The organism is Glycomyces sp. NPDC021274, assembly GCF_040641195.1.
Taxonomy (GTDB): Bacteria; Actinomycetota; Actinomycetes; order Mycobacteriales; family Micromonosporaceae; genus Glycomyces.
On the sequence record NZ_JBFADC010000003.1, the window covers coordinates 357,673 to 373,511 of the forward strand.

Here is a 15,839-nt window from a genome sequence, read left to right on the forward strand (position 1 = left end):
TGCGCCTGAGACACCGCGACGGCCTCGACTCCGTTCCCGCGGCCCGGGGATACGAAAGCGGGCATTCTCCGCGATTCGCGGCCACGCAGGGGTACCGCTCGGCCACGCTTCGCCGCTATAGTGCGGAATGGACGCTGTTCGCGCCGATTCGCCCCTTAGGAGCGGCTATGAGGACAATGACGACCTGCGTAGCGGCCGCGATGCTGCTGCTCGCCGTATCCGCCTGCAGCCCAGAGGAGTCCGAGGACGGCGACGGCTCGATCGTCTTCTGGACCCCGTACACGACGCCCGAGCGGATCGCGGCGCAGCAGCCCGTGATCGACGCGTTCACCGAGGCCACCGGCATCGAAGTCGAGATGGTCCCGCTCGAACCCGACCAGGCCGGGCAGACGCTCGTCACATCAGCCGCCTCCGGCGACGTGCCCGACGTGATCGCCCACAACCCGTCGAGCACCGCCGCGTGGGCCGCGCAAGGACTGCTCGATGACGAAGCGCCGCAGGCGATCGTCGACGACCTGGGCGCCGACACGTTCAGCCAGGCCGCACTCGACATGGTCACCGTCGATGGCCGCCTGCACGCCGTGCCGTCCGACGGGTGGGGCCACACCATCGCCTACCGCACCGACCTGTTCGAGGACGCCGGGCTCGAGCCGCCCGCATCCGTCGCGGACCTCGTGGCCGCCGCCGAGCGGCTCGACGCGGACGGCTTGGCGGGCATCGCGATCGGCACCACCCCCGGCGACGTGTACACGCAGGAGGGCATCGAGTCGATGCTCCTCCCGTTCGGCTGCCGTCTCGCCACCGACGGCGCGGTCACCATCGACTCCCCCGAATGCGTCGACGGCCTGGCCCACTACCAGCGCCTCGCCGCCGCGGCCGGACCGGCGCAAGTGGACGTCGAGGCCGCGCGGGCGGCCTACCTCTCGGGGTCCGCTGCGATGGTGCTGTTCTCCTCCCACATCGTCGACGAGGTCGCCGGCCTCGACGTCGACAACCCCGTGACCTGCCCCGAGTGCGCCGAGGACCCGCGGTTCCTCGCGGAGAACACCGCGTACCTGACCACGTTCACCGGCACCGGCGCCGAGGCCCCGGTCGAGTACGGGCAGACCACGAACTACGGCATCCCCGCGGGCGCGAACACCGCGGACGCCACGGAGTTCGTGAAGTACATGCTCACCGACGGATACGTCGAGAATCTCGCCTCCGCGACCGAGGGGCGCATCCCGGTGCGGCCGGGCCCCGAGGCAGGGTCCACCGAGTACCTGGACGCGTGGTCGAAGTTGCCGTTCGGCAACGACCAGACCCAGGAGGTCTCGATCGAGCAGATCTACGGGCCCGCCCTGGTCGAGCGGCTCGCCGCGGGCGCCGAGCAGTTCACCCGCTGGGGCTGGGGCACCCCCGACGCCGAACTCGCCGGGATCGTGTTCTCCCAGACGATCCTCGCGACCGAGGCCGAAGCGCTGTTCGACGGCGCCCCGCCCGCCGAGGTCGCGGCCGCGATGGCCGCGAGCGTCGAAGCGGCGCAACAGGACCTGGGCGGATGAGCGCAGACGGCGCGAGGCGGGACGACGGGCTGCCCCCGGGGCGGGGCCGCGGACGCTCCCCGGATTCGAACAGCGGCGCCCAACCGGTGTCGGACCCCGGTGGCACGCTTGAAACCGGGGGCCCTTTCCCAGCGGTCGGCAGCGCTGTCGGCGTGCGCACCGACGAGCGGCCCGTCCCCGAACCGCCGCGCGGGCGCCGCCCGAAGCCGCTGACGATCTCGCAGCGCGAAGACCTGCACGGGCGGCTCCTGGTGGGCCCCACCGTGATCGTGGTGCTGCTGTTCGCGGTGCTGCCGTTCCTCGCGGTCGTCCTGTTCGCGTTCCTCGACGTGCGGCTGGTCGACATCCCGCGCCTCTACCTCGACAACCTCGTGTTCACCGGCGACAACATCGCGACCGTATGGAGCTCGCCGCGGTTCTGGTCGGCCGCGGGGACCACTGCGGTCTACGCGGGGGCCTCCGCCGCCGGGGCAGTGCTCTGGGGGCTCGCGGTCGCGCTGGCGTTGCGGCGGCCGTTCCGGGGGCGCGGGCTGATCCGGGCGCTGGTGCTCGTGCCGTATGTGCTGCCGGTGGTCGCGGCCGCCACGATCTGGAAGACGCTGCTCAATCCGGGGTACGGGCTGGTGAACGCGGTGGGCGTCGAATGGCTCGGGTGGGCCGAGCCGATCGCGTTCCTCACGACGACGAGCCGCGACCTCGGGCCGTTCGCGGTGCCGGTGGCGCTGCTGTGCGTGATCGCGTTCGAGGTGTGGAAGACCTTCCCGCTCGCGTTCCTGTTCATCACGGCGCGGCTGCAGGTGGTGCCGGAGGACGTCGAGGAGGCCGCGCAGATCGACGGCGCCGGGAAGACGCGGATCTTCCGGCACCTGCTCCTGCCCGAGCTGGCGGGGGTGATGGCGCTGCTCGCGGTGCTGCGGTTCCTGTGGTCGTTCCAGAACTTCAACGACATCTACCTGCTCACCGGCGGCGCGGGCGGCACCGAGGTGCTCGCGGTGCGGGTGTACTCGGAGCTGGTGGTGCGCGCGAACATCGGCACGGCGAGCGCGACCGGCCTGCTCATGACCGGGATGCTCCTGGTCGTGGTCGCCGTGTACGCGTGGATGATCAGGCGGAAGCGGGCATGAGCGAGACTCGCACGGGAAACTCGGGTCACCCGATCGTGTCTGAGGCGGGCGAAAATGTCGTACCCCTCGGCGACTCTGGAAACCGGGGGCCCAAACCCAGAGGTGCAAGGCGTCTGCGGCGTGCCCGCCGGACCGCCGAGGACCGCGTGCTCGGCGTCCTCCGCTGGGCCGTCATCGCCGTCGCGGTGACCGTCACCGCCGGGCCGCTGCTCTACGGTGTGCTGCTCTCCTTGCGGTCCTTCCAGTCCGTGGTGTCCGAGCCGCTCGACCTCGTCCCGTCCCTGGACGAGCTCACCTTCGACTCGTACCCGACCGCGATCGCCGAATACGGGCTCGGCGGGAACATGTGGAACTCGCTGCAGGTCGCGCTCGCCACCGCCGCGCTCGCGATCCTCTTCAGCGTCCTCGGCGCGTACGCGGCCGTGCGGCTGCGCTTCTTCGGCCGCGACACGGTGAACGTGGTCTTCCTCGGCGTGTACCTCCTGCCCGGGATCGTGCTCGCCGTGCCGCTGTTCGTGCTGCTCAGCCGGGTAGGCCTCACCGGGACCCTCGTCGGCCTCGTGTTCGTGTACGTGGCGCAGACCGTGCCCGTCGCCCTGTACATGCTCCGCACCTACCTCATGGCAGTGCCGTCCTCAGTGGAGGAGGCGGCGATGATCGACGGCTGCGGGCGCCTCGCCCTGATCCGCCGCGTCGTGCTCCCCCTCGCCCTCCCCGGCATCGCCGCGACCGCCCTCTACGTCTTCATGATCGCCTGGAACGAGTACCTGTTCGCACTGCTCTTCCTCGTCGCCGACCGCGACCGCTGGACGGTCTCGCTCGGCATCGCGCAGCTCACCGAGTTCTCGGTGCCGACCAACGTGCTCATGGCCGGGTCGATCGCGATCACGGTGCCCGTGGTCGCCGGGTTCTTCCTGGCGCAGCGGCTGCTCGTCACGGGACTCACCTCCGGCGCAGAGAAAGGCTGAAGCGCATGGCGATACGACTCGGCATCCTCGGCGCGGGCGCGCGCGGCTCCGACACGTACGGCCGCTGGGCGCTCACCCGGCCCGACCGCGCCGCCGTCGCAGCCGTGGCCGATCCGGTGCCGCACCGGCGCAATCAGCTCGCCGACGCGGGCCGCGTGCCTGACGAGCACCGCTACCCCGACTGGCGCGACCTCATCGCGGACGCCGCGGCGATCGGCCTGGACGCCTTCGTGATCGCCCTCCCCGACCGCCTCCACGTGCCCGCCGCGCTCGCCGCCCTCGAGACCGGCCTGCCGATCCTCCTCGAGAAGCCCGCCGCGACCATCCCCGAAGACCTCGAAGCGCTCGCGTCCGCCGCCCGCGACCGCAAGGCCCGCATATGGATCGGGCACGTGATGCGCTACCAGCCGTTCTGGCTCGCCATCCGGCGGCTCGTCGACGAGGGCGCGATCGGGCGGCTCGTGACCATGCGCGTCGAGGAGCACATCGGGTTCTGGCACTTCGCGCACTCCTACGTGCGCGGCAACTGGCGCAACCTCGCCGCCTCCAGCCCGATGGTCCTCGCCAAGACCTGCCACGACCTCGACATGATCCGCTGGTTCGCGGGCGAGTCCCCCGCCTCCGTGTCCAGCGCCGGGAGCCTCGCCTACTTCCGGCCTGAGAACGCGCCCGAGGGCGCGCCGGGCCACTGTCTCGACGGGTGCCCGGCCGCCGGCTCGTGCCCGTTCTACGCCCCGCGCTACTACGTTGAGGCCCTTGCCGACCGGGACGGCTGGCCGGTGGCGCTCCTCGGCGACGACGCCAGCCCGGAGGGCCGTTTGGCGGCGCTGCGGCGCGGGCCGTACGGGCGGTGCGTGTTCCACTCGGACAACGACGTCGTGGACCACCAGCAGACCGTCGTCGCGTTCCCCGGCGGCCTGACCGCGACCCTCTCGACCTCGGCGTTCACCGGGCAGAACACGCGCACAGTGCGGCTGACCGGGACGGCGGGGGAGATCGCGGGGAACCTGCGGACGGGCCGCTTCGAGGTGGACCTGTTCTCGCCGACCGCGGCGCTGCCGGAGCTCCCGGAGGCGCGGATCGGGGCGCGCTTCACCCGGCCCCCGTTGGGGCACCGGGTGTTCGAAGTGCACGCCGGCCCGGCCGAGGCGGACACGCCGGTCGACGGCTCGCCCGAGCCGGACCACCGGGGGCATTCGGGCGGGGACGAAGCGCTGATCGACGCGTTCATCACCGCGCTCGAAGGCGGCGAGGCCGCCGCCCACGACCTCGAGGCCGCATTGGACAGTCACCGGATGGCGTTCGCGGCCGAGCGGGCGCGGCTCGAGCGGCGCACGATTCTTTGGGAGGCGACATGACCTGGTGGCGGGGCGCGGCGATCTACCAGGTGTACCTGCGCAGTTTCGCGGACGGCAACGGGGACGGGGTCGGCGACCTCGCCGGCCTCGAATCGCGGCTCGAGTACCTCCGCGAGCTCGGCGTCGATGCACTGTGGATCAACCCGTGGTACGTCTCCCCCATGGCCGACGGCGGCTACGACGTCGCCGACTACCGGGACATCGACCCGTCCTTCGGCACCCTCGCGGACGCCGAGCGGCTCATCGACGCGGCGCACCGGTCCGGACTGCGGATCATCGTCGACATCGTCCCGAACCACACCTCCGCCCGGCACCCCTGGTTCGAGCAGGCCCTGCGCGACGGCCCCGGTTCGCCTGCGCGCGAACGGTTCCACTTCCGCGACGAGACCAACAACTGGCAGTCGCGCTTCGGCGGCCCCGCCTGGTCGCGAGTGGACGACGGGCAGTGGTACCTCCACCTCTTCGACTCCTCCCAGCCCGACCTCAACTGGGAGCACCCGGAGGTGCGGGCCGAGTTCCAGTCGATCCTGCGGTTCTGGCTCGACCGGGGCGTGGACGGCTTCCGCATCGACGTCGCCGCCCGCCTCATCAAGCAGGCCGGGCTGCCGGACAAGCGCGGCCGCTTCGAAGGCGTGCCGACGTTCACCGACGCCGACGAGGAACCGGACAAGGACCGGCCGGAAGTGCACGAGATCTACCGCGACTGGCGGCTCCTGCTCGGCGAGTACGGGCCCGAGCGGGTGTTCGTGGGCGAGATCTGGGTGCGCGACCCCGAGCGGTTCGCCCGCTACCTGCGCCCCGACGAGCTGCACACGGCCTTCAACTTCGAGTTCCTCAAATGCGCGTGGGAGGCCGGGGCGCTGCGGGCCGTCATCGACCGGACCATCGCGACCCACGCCCAGGTGGGCGCCCCGCCGACCTGGGTGCTCTCGAACCACGACGTGACACGGCACGTGACCCGCTACGGCCGCAGCAACAGCATGTTCCTCAAACGGGAGCACGGCGTCCCGACCGACCTCGCCGCAGGCACCCGGCGGGCGCGGGCCGCCGCGCTGCTCACCATGGCACTCCCGGGCGGCGTATACGTCTACCAGGGCGACGAACTGGGCCTGCCCGAAGTGTTCGACCTGCCTGACGAACTGCGCGAGGACCCCGTGTTCGCCCGCACCGGCGGGCTCGACCTGGGCCGCGACGGCTGCCGGGTGCCGCTGCCGTGGGGCGGCGACGCCCCGCCGTTCGAGTTCGGCACGGGCGCCGCGTGGCTGCCGCAACCGCCGCAGTGGCGCGACCTGACGGCCGCCCGGCAACTGGCCGACGCGGACTCGATGCTGGCGCTGTACCGGCTCGCGCTGCGCCTGCGCCGGAGCGACCCGGCGCTGGGCGACGGCGAGATGCGCTGGCTGGACAGCGATCCGGGCGTGCTCGCGTTCGAGCGCGACCCCGGCTTCGCGTGCGTGGTGAACCTGACCGACCACGAGATCGACGTCCCGGCCGGCGAACCGCTCATCGCCAGTGCAGCACTCGAAGGGACGCACGGGAAGCGGCTTCCGGCCGACGCGGCGGTGTGGCTGCGCACCGGTTGACCTGGGGCGCGGCTGCACGCCATCTGAGGTCAGCGGGGTCGGGGGCCTCGAGCCAGAGCTCGGGCACGCGCGCCCGGACGGCGGCCATCGCGTCGGCGTGCGTGCCGCGCGGGAGCCGGATCATGTACCGGGGCGGGTCGGCGGGGAGGACCAGTCGCTCGATGAGCGGGTCGCCCTGCTCGATCGGCTCGTGCAGGCGCAGCTCGATGCTCCAGCTGCTGAGGGAGCACCCCTGGGAGGTCTGGACGTACTCGTGGAGGCCGATCGCGGCCACGTCGTTCCAGGGGACGACGACGGCGCGGGCGTCACCGTCGACCAGCCACAGTCCCGCGTGGTCGGTGCTGATCACGAGGTGGCGGCGGTGTTCGGCGGTGCGGAGGCAGAGGAACGCGAGCGTGCCGCAGAAGAGCAGGAGGAGCGCGCCTCTCGCGAATGAGGCGAACGGGACATGGACCAGGTTCAGGCCCAGGGCCTCGTGAGCGGCGAGGAACGCGCCGCATGCGGCGGGCAGGGCGGCGACGACGCCGAGGCACGCCCAGGTGAGGGCGATGCGGCGGCCGATGGGGACCGGTGTCGCGTCCGGGGCGGGGGCCGAGGCGGGAGACGGGTACATGGCGGTCCAGCCTAGGGCCGGTCGGCCACCGGGCCGGACCTGGCGCACGCCGCAGGCGGGGCCTGGCGCACGGGGTGCGGCCGCGGTCATTTCGGTCGTGGCGTGAGTCGCCCCGTCTCGCTAGAGTTGCCGCCGAGGAGGTGAGCCGTGCGCAGGAGCTCGGAATGGGTGGCCATCGAGCGCAGTTCGCCGACCCGTCGGATCTCCTCGCTGGTGCTCTACTCGCTCGTCTGCGCCGCGTTCATCGTCGGCCTGTACCTGCTCGTGCGCACGGAGCCGGACACGCTCGACTCCGGCGAGCCGAACCCGGTGGCGGCGCTGCCGGGGTTCTTCACCGTGATGGCCGTGCTGGGCGCGACGAGTTTCCTCCTGCCGCTCGTGCGGCCGCCGAAGCTCATGGTCAACCATTTCGGGCTGCGGGTGCGGGCCGGGTTCGGCAAGAGCCTGCTCATCCCGTGGAGCAACATCGAGGAGCTGGCCGCGATCCACGTGGGGTCGAAGCGGCGGGGCGCCTCGTACCTGCTGTTCGCGGCCGACAACTACCTCGGGCGCGGCGGCTCCGACCGTCCCGGGTTCCTCGGCCGCTCGGTGCTGCGCGAGGCGAACCGGGCCACCGAGGGCCTGGTCGCCGGGTTCGACCTCGCGGTGCGCTGCAAGGACTTCGCGCTCGAGCCGCAGCAGCTGCTGGCGCGGCTGGCCTCGTTCGCGCCGGGGCACGTCCAGGTCGTCGACCGGCTCTGAGGCCCGACGCGCCGGGGTGTTCGCCCTGAGCGAAATCAGGCCCGGCCGCACGTCGCGGCCCTGGCCATCCGGCGCGCCGGTCCGGGATGCGCGGCTCGCCCCAAATGCCGCTCCCTGACCCGTGCTGGTGATCCGTACACTGGAGGCGACCTGACGTCCCGCGCCCCTGGAGGGAAGGTCGCCTCAACCGCCCGGCCACTCTCGCCGGCGGCCCGTCCAGCATTTGGGGGTACCCGTGGCGTCGATCCCGGACGAGGGCCTGCGCGCGACCCTGGCCACCATGGCGCCCGGCACCGCGCTGCGCGACGGCCTGGAGCGCATCCTGAGGGGCCGCACCGGCGCCCTCATCGTCGTCGGCTGCGACAGCCAGGTCGAAGACATCTGCACCGGCGGCTTCGAGCTCGACATCGAGTTCTCGGCCACCCGCCTGCGCGAACTGTGCAAGATGGACGGCGCGATCGTCATCACCACGGACGGCTCGCGCATCGTGCGCGCCGGCGTCCACCTCATGCCCGACCCCTCGATCCACTCGAACGAGTCGGGCACCCGGCACCGCACCGCCGAACGCGTCGCCATCCAGACCGGCTTCCCCGTCATCTCGGTCTCCCAGTCGATGCACACCATCGGGCTGTACATGGGCTCGATCCACCACCTGCTCGAACCGTCCACGCAGATCCTCTCCCGCGCCAACCAGGCCCTCGCCACGCTCGAGCGGTACAAGCTGCGCCTCGACGAGGTCGCCGGCAGCCTCTCCAGCCTCGAGATCGAAGACCTCGTCACGGTGCGCGACGCCGTCACCGTCCTCCAGCGCCTCGAGATGGCCCGCCACATCGCCGACGAGGTCGAAGGCCACGTCATCGAACTCGGCACCGACGGGCGACTCCTCGCCCTCCAGCTCGACGAGCTCATGGCCGGCGTCGACGCCGACCGCGAACTCATCGTCCGCGACTACCTGCCCGACGGCGTCGACTACCGCAAGGCCCTGCACGCCGTGGACGGCATGGGCTCCCCCGAGCTGCTCGACCTCATCGCCGTCGCGCGCTCCCTCGGCTACCCGAACTCGCCCGACGTGCTCGACCGGCGGGTGAGCCCCCGCGGCTACCGCATGCTCGCCAAGGTCCCGCGCCTGCCCGAAGCCGTGATCGAACGGGTCGTCGGCCACTTCGGGGCACTGCCCGAACTGCTGGGCGTCACCGTCGAGGAACTGCAGGACGTCGACGGCATCGGCCCCGGGCGGGCGCAGAGCATCCGCGAGTCCCTGACCCGCCTCGCCGAGGTCTCGATCCTCGACCGGTACCTCTAGCCGGGTCGGGGAGCTACGTCAGGCGCAGGTTCGTCGGCGCCGACACGGCCTCGCCCAGCCGCGCCCGCAGCTCGTACTCGCCCGCGGGCAGCTCCCGGCGCGCACCCGCGCACGCCTCCTCCGACGCCAGGCCGTCCACCGTGAACTCCACGGTCTGGCCCGCGCCGTCGCTCAACTCGACCTCCTCGCCCTGCGGGGTCTCGCAGTGCGCGGTCGAATAGACGATGTCCGCGCCGGCCGTCAACTCGACCGCGACCTCGCGCAGGTCCGCAGTGCACGCGGTGTCCGCGCCGCTCGCGACCAGGACGCTCACCGGCACCTCCGAACCCGACCGCACCTCGTCGAACGCGGCCACCACCTGCAGCATCAGGTCGTCGGGCGCGCACGCCACCACCGCCGGCTCCGTCGGGGACGGCGAGCCGCTCGGCTCGGCCGCGGCCGGCGTCTCGCGTATGTACGGCCGGTTCAAGGTCGACGACGGCGACGGCGGCTGCCACTCGTTCTGGGCCGCATCGCCCTTCGTCTCGGGCTTCCCCTCACCGCCGCCGAGCGCACTGAGCCCGAGCACGACCAGGACCACCAGCACGAGCACGGCCCCGGCCACGATCGCCCGCCGCTTCCAGTAGACCGACTCCGGCTCCGAGCCCTTCACGAACTTGCCCTTGAAACCCTGCACGCCGGGACGCTAACGCAGCGGAGCCGCATGCGAGCGGAATTACACGCGAGTCCGCCCGAGCCGAACCCGCCGCGCCCCGCCGGACCCTCCCGACCGGATGTCGGACCCCGCACCCACAATGGGAGGCATGCGCGCCGCCGACACCCCGCCGACCCTGCCCGCCCCCGAAGCCGTGAGCGGCCGGCTGCTCCCCTGGTTCGACGCGCACCACCGCACCGAACTGCCCTGGCGCCGACCGGGAACCACCGCCTGGGGCGTCCTCGTCTCCGAGGTCATGAGCCAGCAGACCCAGGTCGCCCGCGCCGCCCCCGTGTGGGAGGCCTGGATGGCGCGCTGGCCGACCCCGGCCGACCTCGCCGCCGCCCCGACGGCCGACGTCCTGCGCGAATGGGGCCGCATGGGCTACCCGCGCCGGGCCCTGCGCCTGCAGGAGTGCGCGCGGATCGTCGCCACCGAGCACGGCGGCGTCGTGCCCGCCGACCCGGTCGAGCTCGTGAAGCTGCCCGGCATCGGCGTCTACACCGCGGCCGCGGTCGCGGTCTTCCACTACGGCCGCCGCCACGCGGTCGTGGACACCAACGTGCGCCGCGTCGTGGCCCGCCTCGGCGGGCAGAGCGACGCCGGGACCGCGACCACCCGCGCCGACCTTGCCGCCGCCGAGTCGCTGCTGCCCGCGGACGCGCCGACGGCGGCCCGCGTCTCGGTGGCGCTCATGGAACTCGGTGCGCTGGTGTGCACGGCGCGCGCGCCCGAATGCGGCGCCTGCCCGGTGAGCGACGTGTGCGGGTTCTCCGGCCAGGAGGTCCCGGCCGGGCCGAGCCGCAAGCGCCAGAAGTACAAGGGCACCAACCGGCATGTGCGCGGTGAGGTGATGGCCCTGCTCAGGGACGCTGAGGAGCCGGTCGAGCGGGCGCGGATCGACGCGGTGTGGCCGGACCGGAGGATGCTCGACGAAGCCGTCGCGCAGCTCATCACCGAGGGCCTGATCGGCACCGACGAATCGGGACGATTCGAACTCCCGAGTCGGTGACAAAGCCTCCGGGGGCTGGTAGCGTCGGATTTGAGAGAACTTCACGATGCTCGGTCGGCGCTGATTCTCAGGAATCGGCGGCCCTGGGTCGAACCTCACTCGTCACCAAGTGAGGCGCCGGAAGGACCAACGGGTCCACTCACCGCCGGTGCCAGGACCGAATCGCCTACCGCAGGGCCGCCCCCGAGCGGCCGGCCAGGAACACGACGACGCGGCTCGCGCCAATCACGTCGCGTCGACCGCGGACCGGACGCACGAATTGCGGGCCATGCGGGAGCGGACGCCTTGAGCGACGGACGCGACCGAGCAACGACAATGCCGTTCCGGTACCGCGCGCTCAGACCGGGGCGGCATTGTTACGTTGCCGAGCACATTTATGGCTCGCAAGCTTCGCCAAGACCGACAATGCAGTCCTGGTATCGCGCGCTCAGACCGGGACCGCATTGTTACGCCTCAGGCCGTCTCCGCCTCCGGCTTCCTCGCCACCGGCGCTTCCGCCCGCTTCGCCCAGCGGACCAGCCACCACACGATGAGCACCGCCGGCAGGCCCTTGAGCATCACCCCGGCCAGCACGCCGAACGCGCCCAGCCCGAGCCCGTCTCGCAGCAGCGGCGAGTTCCACAGCGCGTGCAAGGCGATCACCCCCGCCAGCGCCCCCGCCGCGACCCACACCGACCGCATCGTGCGCCGCGTCGCCGCGTACGCGACCCCGGCGCCGACGATCGCCGTGAAGACCGCGTGGCTCCACAGCCCCGCGAGCACCCCGCGCACGATGAACACCGCGATCACCGGCTCGACCACGTCCCCGGCCCGGTTCAGGACCGTGCTCGACATCGCGAACGCGTAGCCCTCCACGATCTGGAAGCCCACGCCGCAGAACGCGCCGAGCACGATGCCGTCGAGCACCCCGTGCACGCGCCCCCATGCGATCGCGACCACCAGGACCACGCCCGCGGCCTTCACGACCTCCTCGACCACCGGCGCGGCCAGCACCGGCGACCACCGCTCGGCCCACGCCGGGCCGTTCGCGGTGGCGAGCAGGCCGTGCATGGCGCGCGAGCCGAACAGGGACGTCATGACCGCTACCGTGGCGCCCCAGACGAGGCCGATCGCGAGTGCGGCGGCGGGGAGGGCGAGCCGGTCGGCGACGCGCCCGCGCAGCCACCAGAACGGGACCGCGAAGAGCGAGAAGAGGACCAGCGCGGTCGTGCCCGCGCGCGGGTAGGCGAGGGCGACCGGGAGGGTGTTGTACAGGAGCAGGATGCCCGACGCGCCGATGAGCAGCAGGGCCGTCCACTGCACGGGGGAGGCGGGGTCGATCCGCATGTCAGGCGGTCCCGAAGGACAGCTGGCCGATGAGCGCGTCGATTCTGTCCACAGTGGCCGAGTCTAGTGAGGCGCCCGTAGCGGTGACCTCAGCGCGGACCGTGTCGTGCACGAATGCGCACGCGAAGCCCGCGCCGGTCTCGGTCACGAAGCTGCGACCCGCGCCTTCAACGCCGTCCGCGGCGCAGTCGCGCGGTTCGGTGAGCTGGACGCCGGGCTGGACCTCGAGGAGCCGCGTCATCTCGTCGGCCAGGTACTCGGCGTCGAAGTCGTAGGGGCGGGCGACGGCGATGTCCACTTCCGCTTCGCCCACAAGGAATTCGACGCGGCCGGAACCGGGCTGGTAGTAGCCGGGGCGCATCCGGACCTCGTCGGGGGCGGTGAGGGTGACGCCGGAGAGGGTGAAGGTCTCGCCGCCCACATCGATCGTGGGGGAGACGGCCTTGTTCAGGAGCGGCACGGCGAGCGCGAAGGTGAGGACCACCGCTGCGACGGCGGTGGCGATGGCGAGGCTCTTCGTGGGAGTCACGGTTCAAGCGTGGCACGCGCTCCCCGGCGGCGCATCGGGAATGCCCGCGTACGGGAGGGCCGGGCGCGGCCGGTCGGTGCGGGGCGCGGCCGGTCGGTGCGGGGCGTGGCCTGTCCGGTGCGGGGAAGCGGGCCCTGAGGGAGGGCCCGCGTCCTCGATCGTCGGAATCCGCGGCGCCGACGTCCGCGGCTTCGATGGGGCATTGCGGGTTCACGGCTCGCATGCTTCGCCGTGGGTGGCCGGAAGGGTGGTCCGGCCTTGGTTCCTTCACCGTGCGGTCACGGCGCTACTTGCTGCTTGCCAGTGGCGGTGCCTGGTCGGTGGCACCTCCGCTGCTCGATACTGCGACTACTCCGCGGCGACGCGCTGAGCGGGGATGTCGCCGTTGATCAGGGCGCGGATCTCGGACTCGCGGTAGCGGCGGTGGCCGCCGAGGGTCCGGATCGCCGAGATCTTGCCGGCCTTCGCCCAACGGGTGACCGTCTTCGGGTCGACGCGGAACATCGCGGCGACTTCGGACGGGGTCAGCAGGGCCTCGGATTCCACCGGAAGGTTCAGCTCTGTCGTCATCGTTCTTCTCCTCCACAGACGGGCTACGAATCACCGGCGCCGAGCCTTGATTCGTTCCTTCTGCAATCGTCCGTCCTGTCGTAGATGTCCGACATAGGCCGAACGGCCGATTTTGCTTGGACATTCCGCTCGGTTCCCTCATCCGAGTGATCACTCCACATGCGAATGCCCTGGCAACGAGCTTGCCGTGCCGGTGCGTCCGAAGTCAGTTCAATCGCTCCGCGAGACGACGATCACGCCATCGGTCAACAAGGCGGGCATAGCAGTCCTGCGCCTCTTCCGGCTCAGAGGCACCGAGGTGGTCGAGGGCCTGCCAGGTGAGGTCGACCGAGTCCTCGGCCCGCAGCTCCTCGGGGTCCATGCGCGCGGCGAGGCCGCCGTAGTCGAGCTCCACGACCGAGTCGCGGTGGAAGCCGTCGAGCCAGTCGCCGGTCTCGGCGAGGGCCTCGGCCAGTTCGGCGCCCTCGCCGAACTCGGCCCGCACGAGGTTGCGGGCGACCACGAGCCCGGTGCGGGCCTTGGCGATCGGGGTGCGGTAGCGCAGTTGGGCGACGCCGCGCTGGATCACCAGCTCGCGGTCCTCGGGCCGCACGCACGCGAACCAGCGCAGCGGCACGGACCAGGACGCGACGTGCTCGTGGGCGTCGGCGGGCGCGTCGTGGCGGTCGGCGCCGTCGTCCAGGGCGACGACCTCGGCCGCGGAGGAGAGGAAGTCGGGCGGGAACAGCGCCTCGGCGACGGCCTCGGGGGTCAGGCGCCGCACCTCCAGTGCGGAGGCGGCGATCCGGTAGCGGAGGTTCCAGGGGCAGATGAGGGGGTCGGCGTCGCGGCCGCGGTCGATGACGTACGCGTCGCGTGCGAAGGAGGGGACGCCGCGCCAGGGCCACCCGATGCGCTCGTACAGTGCTTCGCGGCGCAGCTTCGGCCCTTCGAGGGGGTCGACCGCGCGGCCGGACGCGGCGTACGCACGCCAGTAGTCGGCGTCGACGAACGCCCCCGCCGGCTCGTAGACGCGCAGATAGGACGCGTTCGGTGCGTACACGAAGCGAATACTTCCATAGTCATATGCTGGTGGCGTAGGCATACCCGCGCTACGACACGAGTGTCGGCCGAGACCCGGCCGCCCCCTGGGTGGTGCCCGCAGCGACGGCGGCGCAGGGACACCCCCGCGAGAAGAACTGGAGAGCAAGCCATGAGCATCTTCGACGGCAGCGGCCACGAGCAGGTCGTGTTCTGCCACGACCCCGATTCGGGGCTGCGCGCGATCATCGCGATCTACTCCACCGCCCTCGGTCCGGCCCTCGGCGGCACCCGCTTCTACCCCTACGCCTCCGAGGAGGAGGCCCTCCAGGACGTGCTGCACCTCTCGGAGGGCATGGCCTACAAGAATGCGATCGCGGGGCTCGACCACGGCGGCGGCAAGGCCGTCATCTGGGGCGACCCGGCCACGGACAAGAGCGAGGCGCTGCTGCGCGCCTACGGCCGCTTCGTGGAGTCGCTGCACGGCCGCTACGTGACCGCCTGCGATGTGGGCACGTACGTCGAGGACATGGACCACGTCGCGCGCGAGACGCGGCACGTGAGCGGGCGCAGCCCGGAGGCCGGCGGGGCGGGGGACTCCTCGATCCTCACCGCGTTCGGCGTGTTCCAGGGGATGCGGGCCGCGGCCCAGCACCGGTGGGGCGCAGTGGACCTGGCCGGGCGCACTGTGGGCGTGGCCGGGCTCGGCAAGGTCGGGCGCCACCTCATCCCGCACCTGCTCGAGGCCGGGGCCGAGGTCGTCGCCTGCGACGTGAGCCAGGCCGCGATCGACTGGGCGAAGCACCACCACCCACAGGTGCGGATCGTCGCGGACGCCGACGAGCTCATCGCCTCGGGCATCCACATCTACGCGCCCTGCGCCCTCGGCGGGGTCCTCAACGAGCGGTCGCTGAAGACCCTCGACGCCGAGATCGTGTGCGGTGCGGCGAACAACCAGCTGGCCGAGGCGGGCGTCGCGGCCGAGCTCGACCGGGCCGGCATCCTGTACTGCCCCGACTACGTGGTCAACTCGGGCGGGGTCATCCAGGTCGCCGACGAGTACGACGGCGCGTTCGACTTCAAACGGGCCGAGCGGCGCACCGCCGGGATCTTCGCGACCACCTCGCGGATCCTGGAGCGGGCCAAGGGCGAGGGCACGACCCCCGTCGCCGCCGCGGACGCCATGGCCGAGGAGCGCATGGCCGCCGTCGGCCGCCTCCAGCGCGTAAGGCTCTTCAACTGAACGGGCGCTGAACCGGTTCCGGCAGTCCGGCGCCGATCAACCGGTTGCGGTCCCCCCGGCGCGCACCAGTGCGCGCCGGGGGGACTCGCAGTCACGAGACGTGGTCGGACGCCTCCGCAAAGCGAGAACGCGTCTCACGATTCGAGCGGTCGTTCGTCCCGGTCTGGTGGTCATCGCCGGTAATCTGTGGCACCCAACTCATGGGCCGGGA

General features: G+C 72.1%; 15 protein-coding genes. 9 read left to right on the forward strand and 6 right to left on the reverse strand.

Translation table 11 applies throughout. The features are described 5' to 3' along the window. Nucleotides 1-167 precede the first annotated feature (167 nt). From AB0I03_RS09200 to AB0I03_RS09220, 5 genes are all read left to right on the forward strand, one after another. Nucleotides 168-1,544 (forward strand): extracellular solute-binding protein, encoded by a 1,377-nt coding sequence (locus tag AB0I03_RS09200; protein ID WP_360409013.1) that lies wholly within the window; start codon nucleotides 168-170, stop codon nucleotides 1,542-1,544. A gap of 152 nt (nucleotides 1,545-1,696) precedes the next feature. Next, nucleotides 1,697-2,668 carry a sugar ABC transporter permease gene (locus tag AB0I03_RS09205; protein ID WP_360409016.1) on the forward strand — a complete coding sequence of 324 codons (972 nt, stop codon included), beginning with the start codon at nucleotides 1,697-1,699 and terminating at the stop codon, nucleotides 2,666-2,668. Between the two features lie 146 nt (nucleotides 2,669-2,814). Beyond that, nucleotides 2,815-3,636 (forward strand): carbohydrate ABC transporter permease, encoded by an 822-nt coding sequence (locus AB0I03_RS09210; RefSeq protein WP_360409019.1) that lies wholly within the window; start codon nucleotides 2,815-2,817, stop codon nucleotides 3,634-3,636. Nucleotides 3,637-3,641: 5 nt separating this feature from the next. Further along, on the forward strand, nucleotides 3,642-4,994 hold the full coding sequence (locus tag AB0I03_RS09215) for a Gfo/Idh/MocA family oxidoreductase (RefSeq protein ID WP_360409022.1): 1,353 nt from the start codon (nucleotides 3,642-3,644) through the stop codon (nucleotides 4,992-4,994). Then, nucleotides 4,991-6,577 (forward strand): glycoside hydrolase family 13 protein, encoded by a 1,587-nt coding sequence (locus AB0I03_RS09220; RefSeq protein WP_360409025.1) that lies wholly within the window; start codon nucleotides 4,991-4,993, stop codon nucleotides 6,575-6,577. Before AB0I03_RS09215 ends, AB0I03_RS09220 begins: the two co-directional genes overlap by 4 nt. On the opposite strand, the gene AB0I03_RS09225 is transcribed toward AB0I03_RS09220, so the two are convergent. Next, a complete protein-coding gene (locus AB0I03_RS09225) occupies nucleotides 6,498-7,190 on the reverse strand; it encodes a hypothetical protein (protein ID WP_360409028.1) in 693 nt (230 codons plus the stop codon). The genes AB0I03_RS09220 and AB0I03_RS09225 overlap by 80 nt on opposite strands. A 147-nt stretch (nucleotides 7,191-7,337) precedes the next feature. Between AB0I03_RS09225 and AB0I03_RS09230 the strand changes: the two genes are divergently transcribed. After that, nucleotides 7,338-7,931, forward strand: a complete 594-nt coding sequence (locus AB0I03_RS09230; RefSeq protein WP_360409031.1) for a hypothetical protein — start codon at nucleotides 7,338-7,340, stop codon at nucleotides 7,929-7,931. A gap of 223 nt (nucleotides 7,932-8,154) precedes the next feature. Then, nucleotides 8,155-9,234: a DNA integrity scanning diadenylate cyclase DisA gene (gene disA / locus AB0I03_RS09235; RefSeq protein ID WP_360409034.1), complete on the forward strand. Its 1,080-nt coding sequence runs from the start codon at nucleotides 8,155-8,157 to the stop codon at nucleotides 9,232-9,234. Nucleotides 9,235-9,247: 13 nt separating this feature from the next. Here disA and AB0I03_RS09240 read toward each other — a convergent pair whose 3' ends face one another. Next, the gene (locus AB0I03_RS09240; RefSeq protein WP_360409037.1) at nucleotides 9,248-9,910 is read right to left on the reverse strand and encodes a hypothetical protein; all 663 of its coding nucleotides are present in this window, start codon (nucleotides 9,908-9,910) and stop codon (nucleotides 9,248-9,250) included. 127 nt (nucleotides 9,911-10,037) lie between these two features. Here AB0I03_RS09240 and AB0I03_RS09245 point away from each other — a divergent pair, with 127 nt between their 5' ends. After that, nucleotides 10,038-10,940, forward strand: coding sequence for an A/G-specific adenine glycosylase (locus AB0I03_RS09245; protein WP_360409040.1), 903 nt, complete (start codon nucleotides 10,038-10,040; stop codon nucleotides 10,938-10,940). Between the two features lie 453 nt (nucleotides 10,941-11,393). Here the strand turns inward: AB0I03_RS09245 and AB0I03_RS09250 are convergent, their stop codons facing one another. The 4 genes from AB0I03_RS09250 to AB0I03_RS09265 all read right to left on the reverse strand — a co-directional run bounded on the left by AB0I03_RS09250 (nucleotide 11,394) and on the right by AB0I03_RS09265 (nucleotide 14,407). After that, nucleotides 11,394-12,266: a PrsW family intramembrane metalloprotease gene (locus AB0I03_RS09250; protein ID WP_360409043.1), complete on the reverse strand. Its 873-nt coding sequence runs from the start codon at nucleotides 12,264-12,266 to the stop codon at nucleotides 11,394-11,396. A gap of 1 nt (nucleotide 12,267) precedes the next feature. Next, nucleotides 12,268-12,795 (reverse strand): hypothetical protein, encoded by a 528-nt coding sequence (locus AB0I03_RS09255; protein ID WP_360409046.1) that lies wholly within the window; start codon nucleotides 12,793-12,795, stop codon nucleotides 12,268-12,270. A gap of 348 nt (nucleotides 12,796-13,143) precedes the next feature. Beyond that, nucleotides 13,144-13,365 (reverse strand): BldC family transcriptional regulator, encoded by a 222-nt coding sequence (locus AB0I03_RS09260; RefSeq protein ID WP_205328228.1) that lies wholly within the window; start codon nucleotides 13,363-13,365, stop codon nucleotides 13,144-13,146. Between the two features lie 205 nt (nucleotides 13,366-13,570). Then, on the reverse strand, nucleotides 13,571-14,407 hold the full coding sequence (locus AB0I03_RS09265) for a hypothetical protein (protein ID WP_360409050.1): 837 nt from the start codon (nucleotides 14,405-14,407) through the stop codon (nucleotides 13,571-13,573). Between the two features lie 150 nt (nucleotides 14,408-14,557). On the opposite strand from AB0I03_RS09265, the gene AB0I03_RS09270 reads away from it, so the two are divergent. Further along, the gene (locus tag AB0I03_RS09270) at nucleotides 14,558-15,628 is read left to right on the forward strand and encodes a Glu/Leu/Phe/Val dehydrogenase dimerization domain-containing protein (RefSeq protein WP_360409053.1); all 1,071 of its coding nucleotides are present in this window, start codon (nucleotides 14,558-14,560) and stop codon (nucleotides 15,626-15,628) included. Nucleotides 15,629-15,839 lie beyond the last annotated feature (211 nt).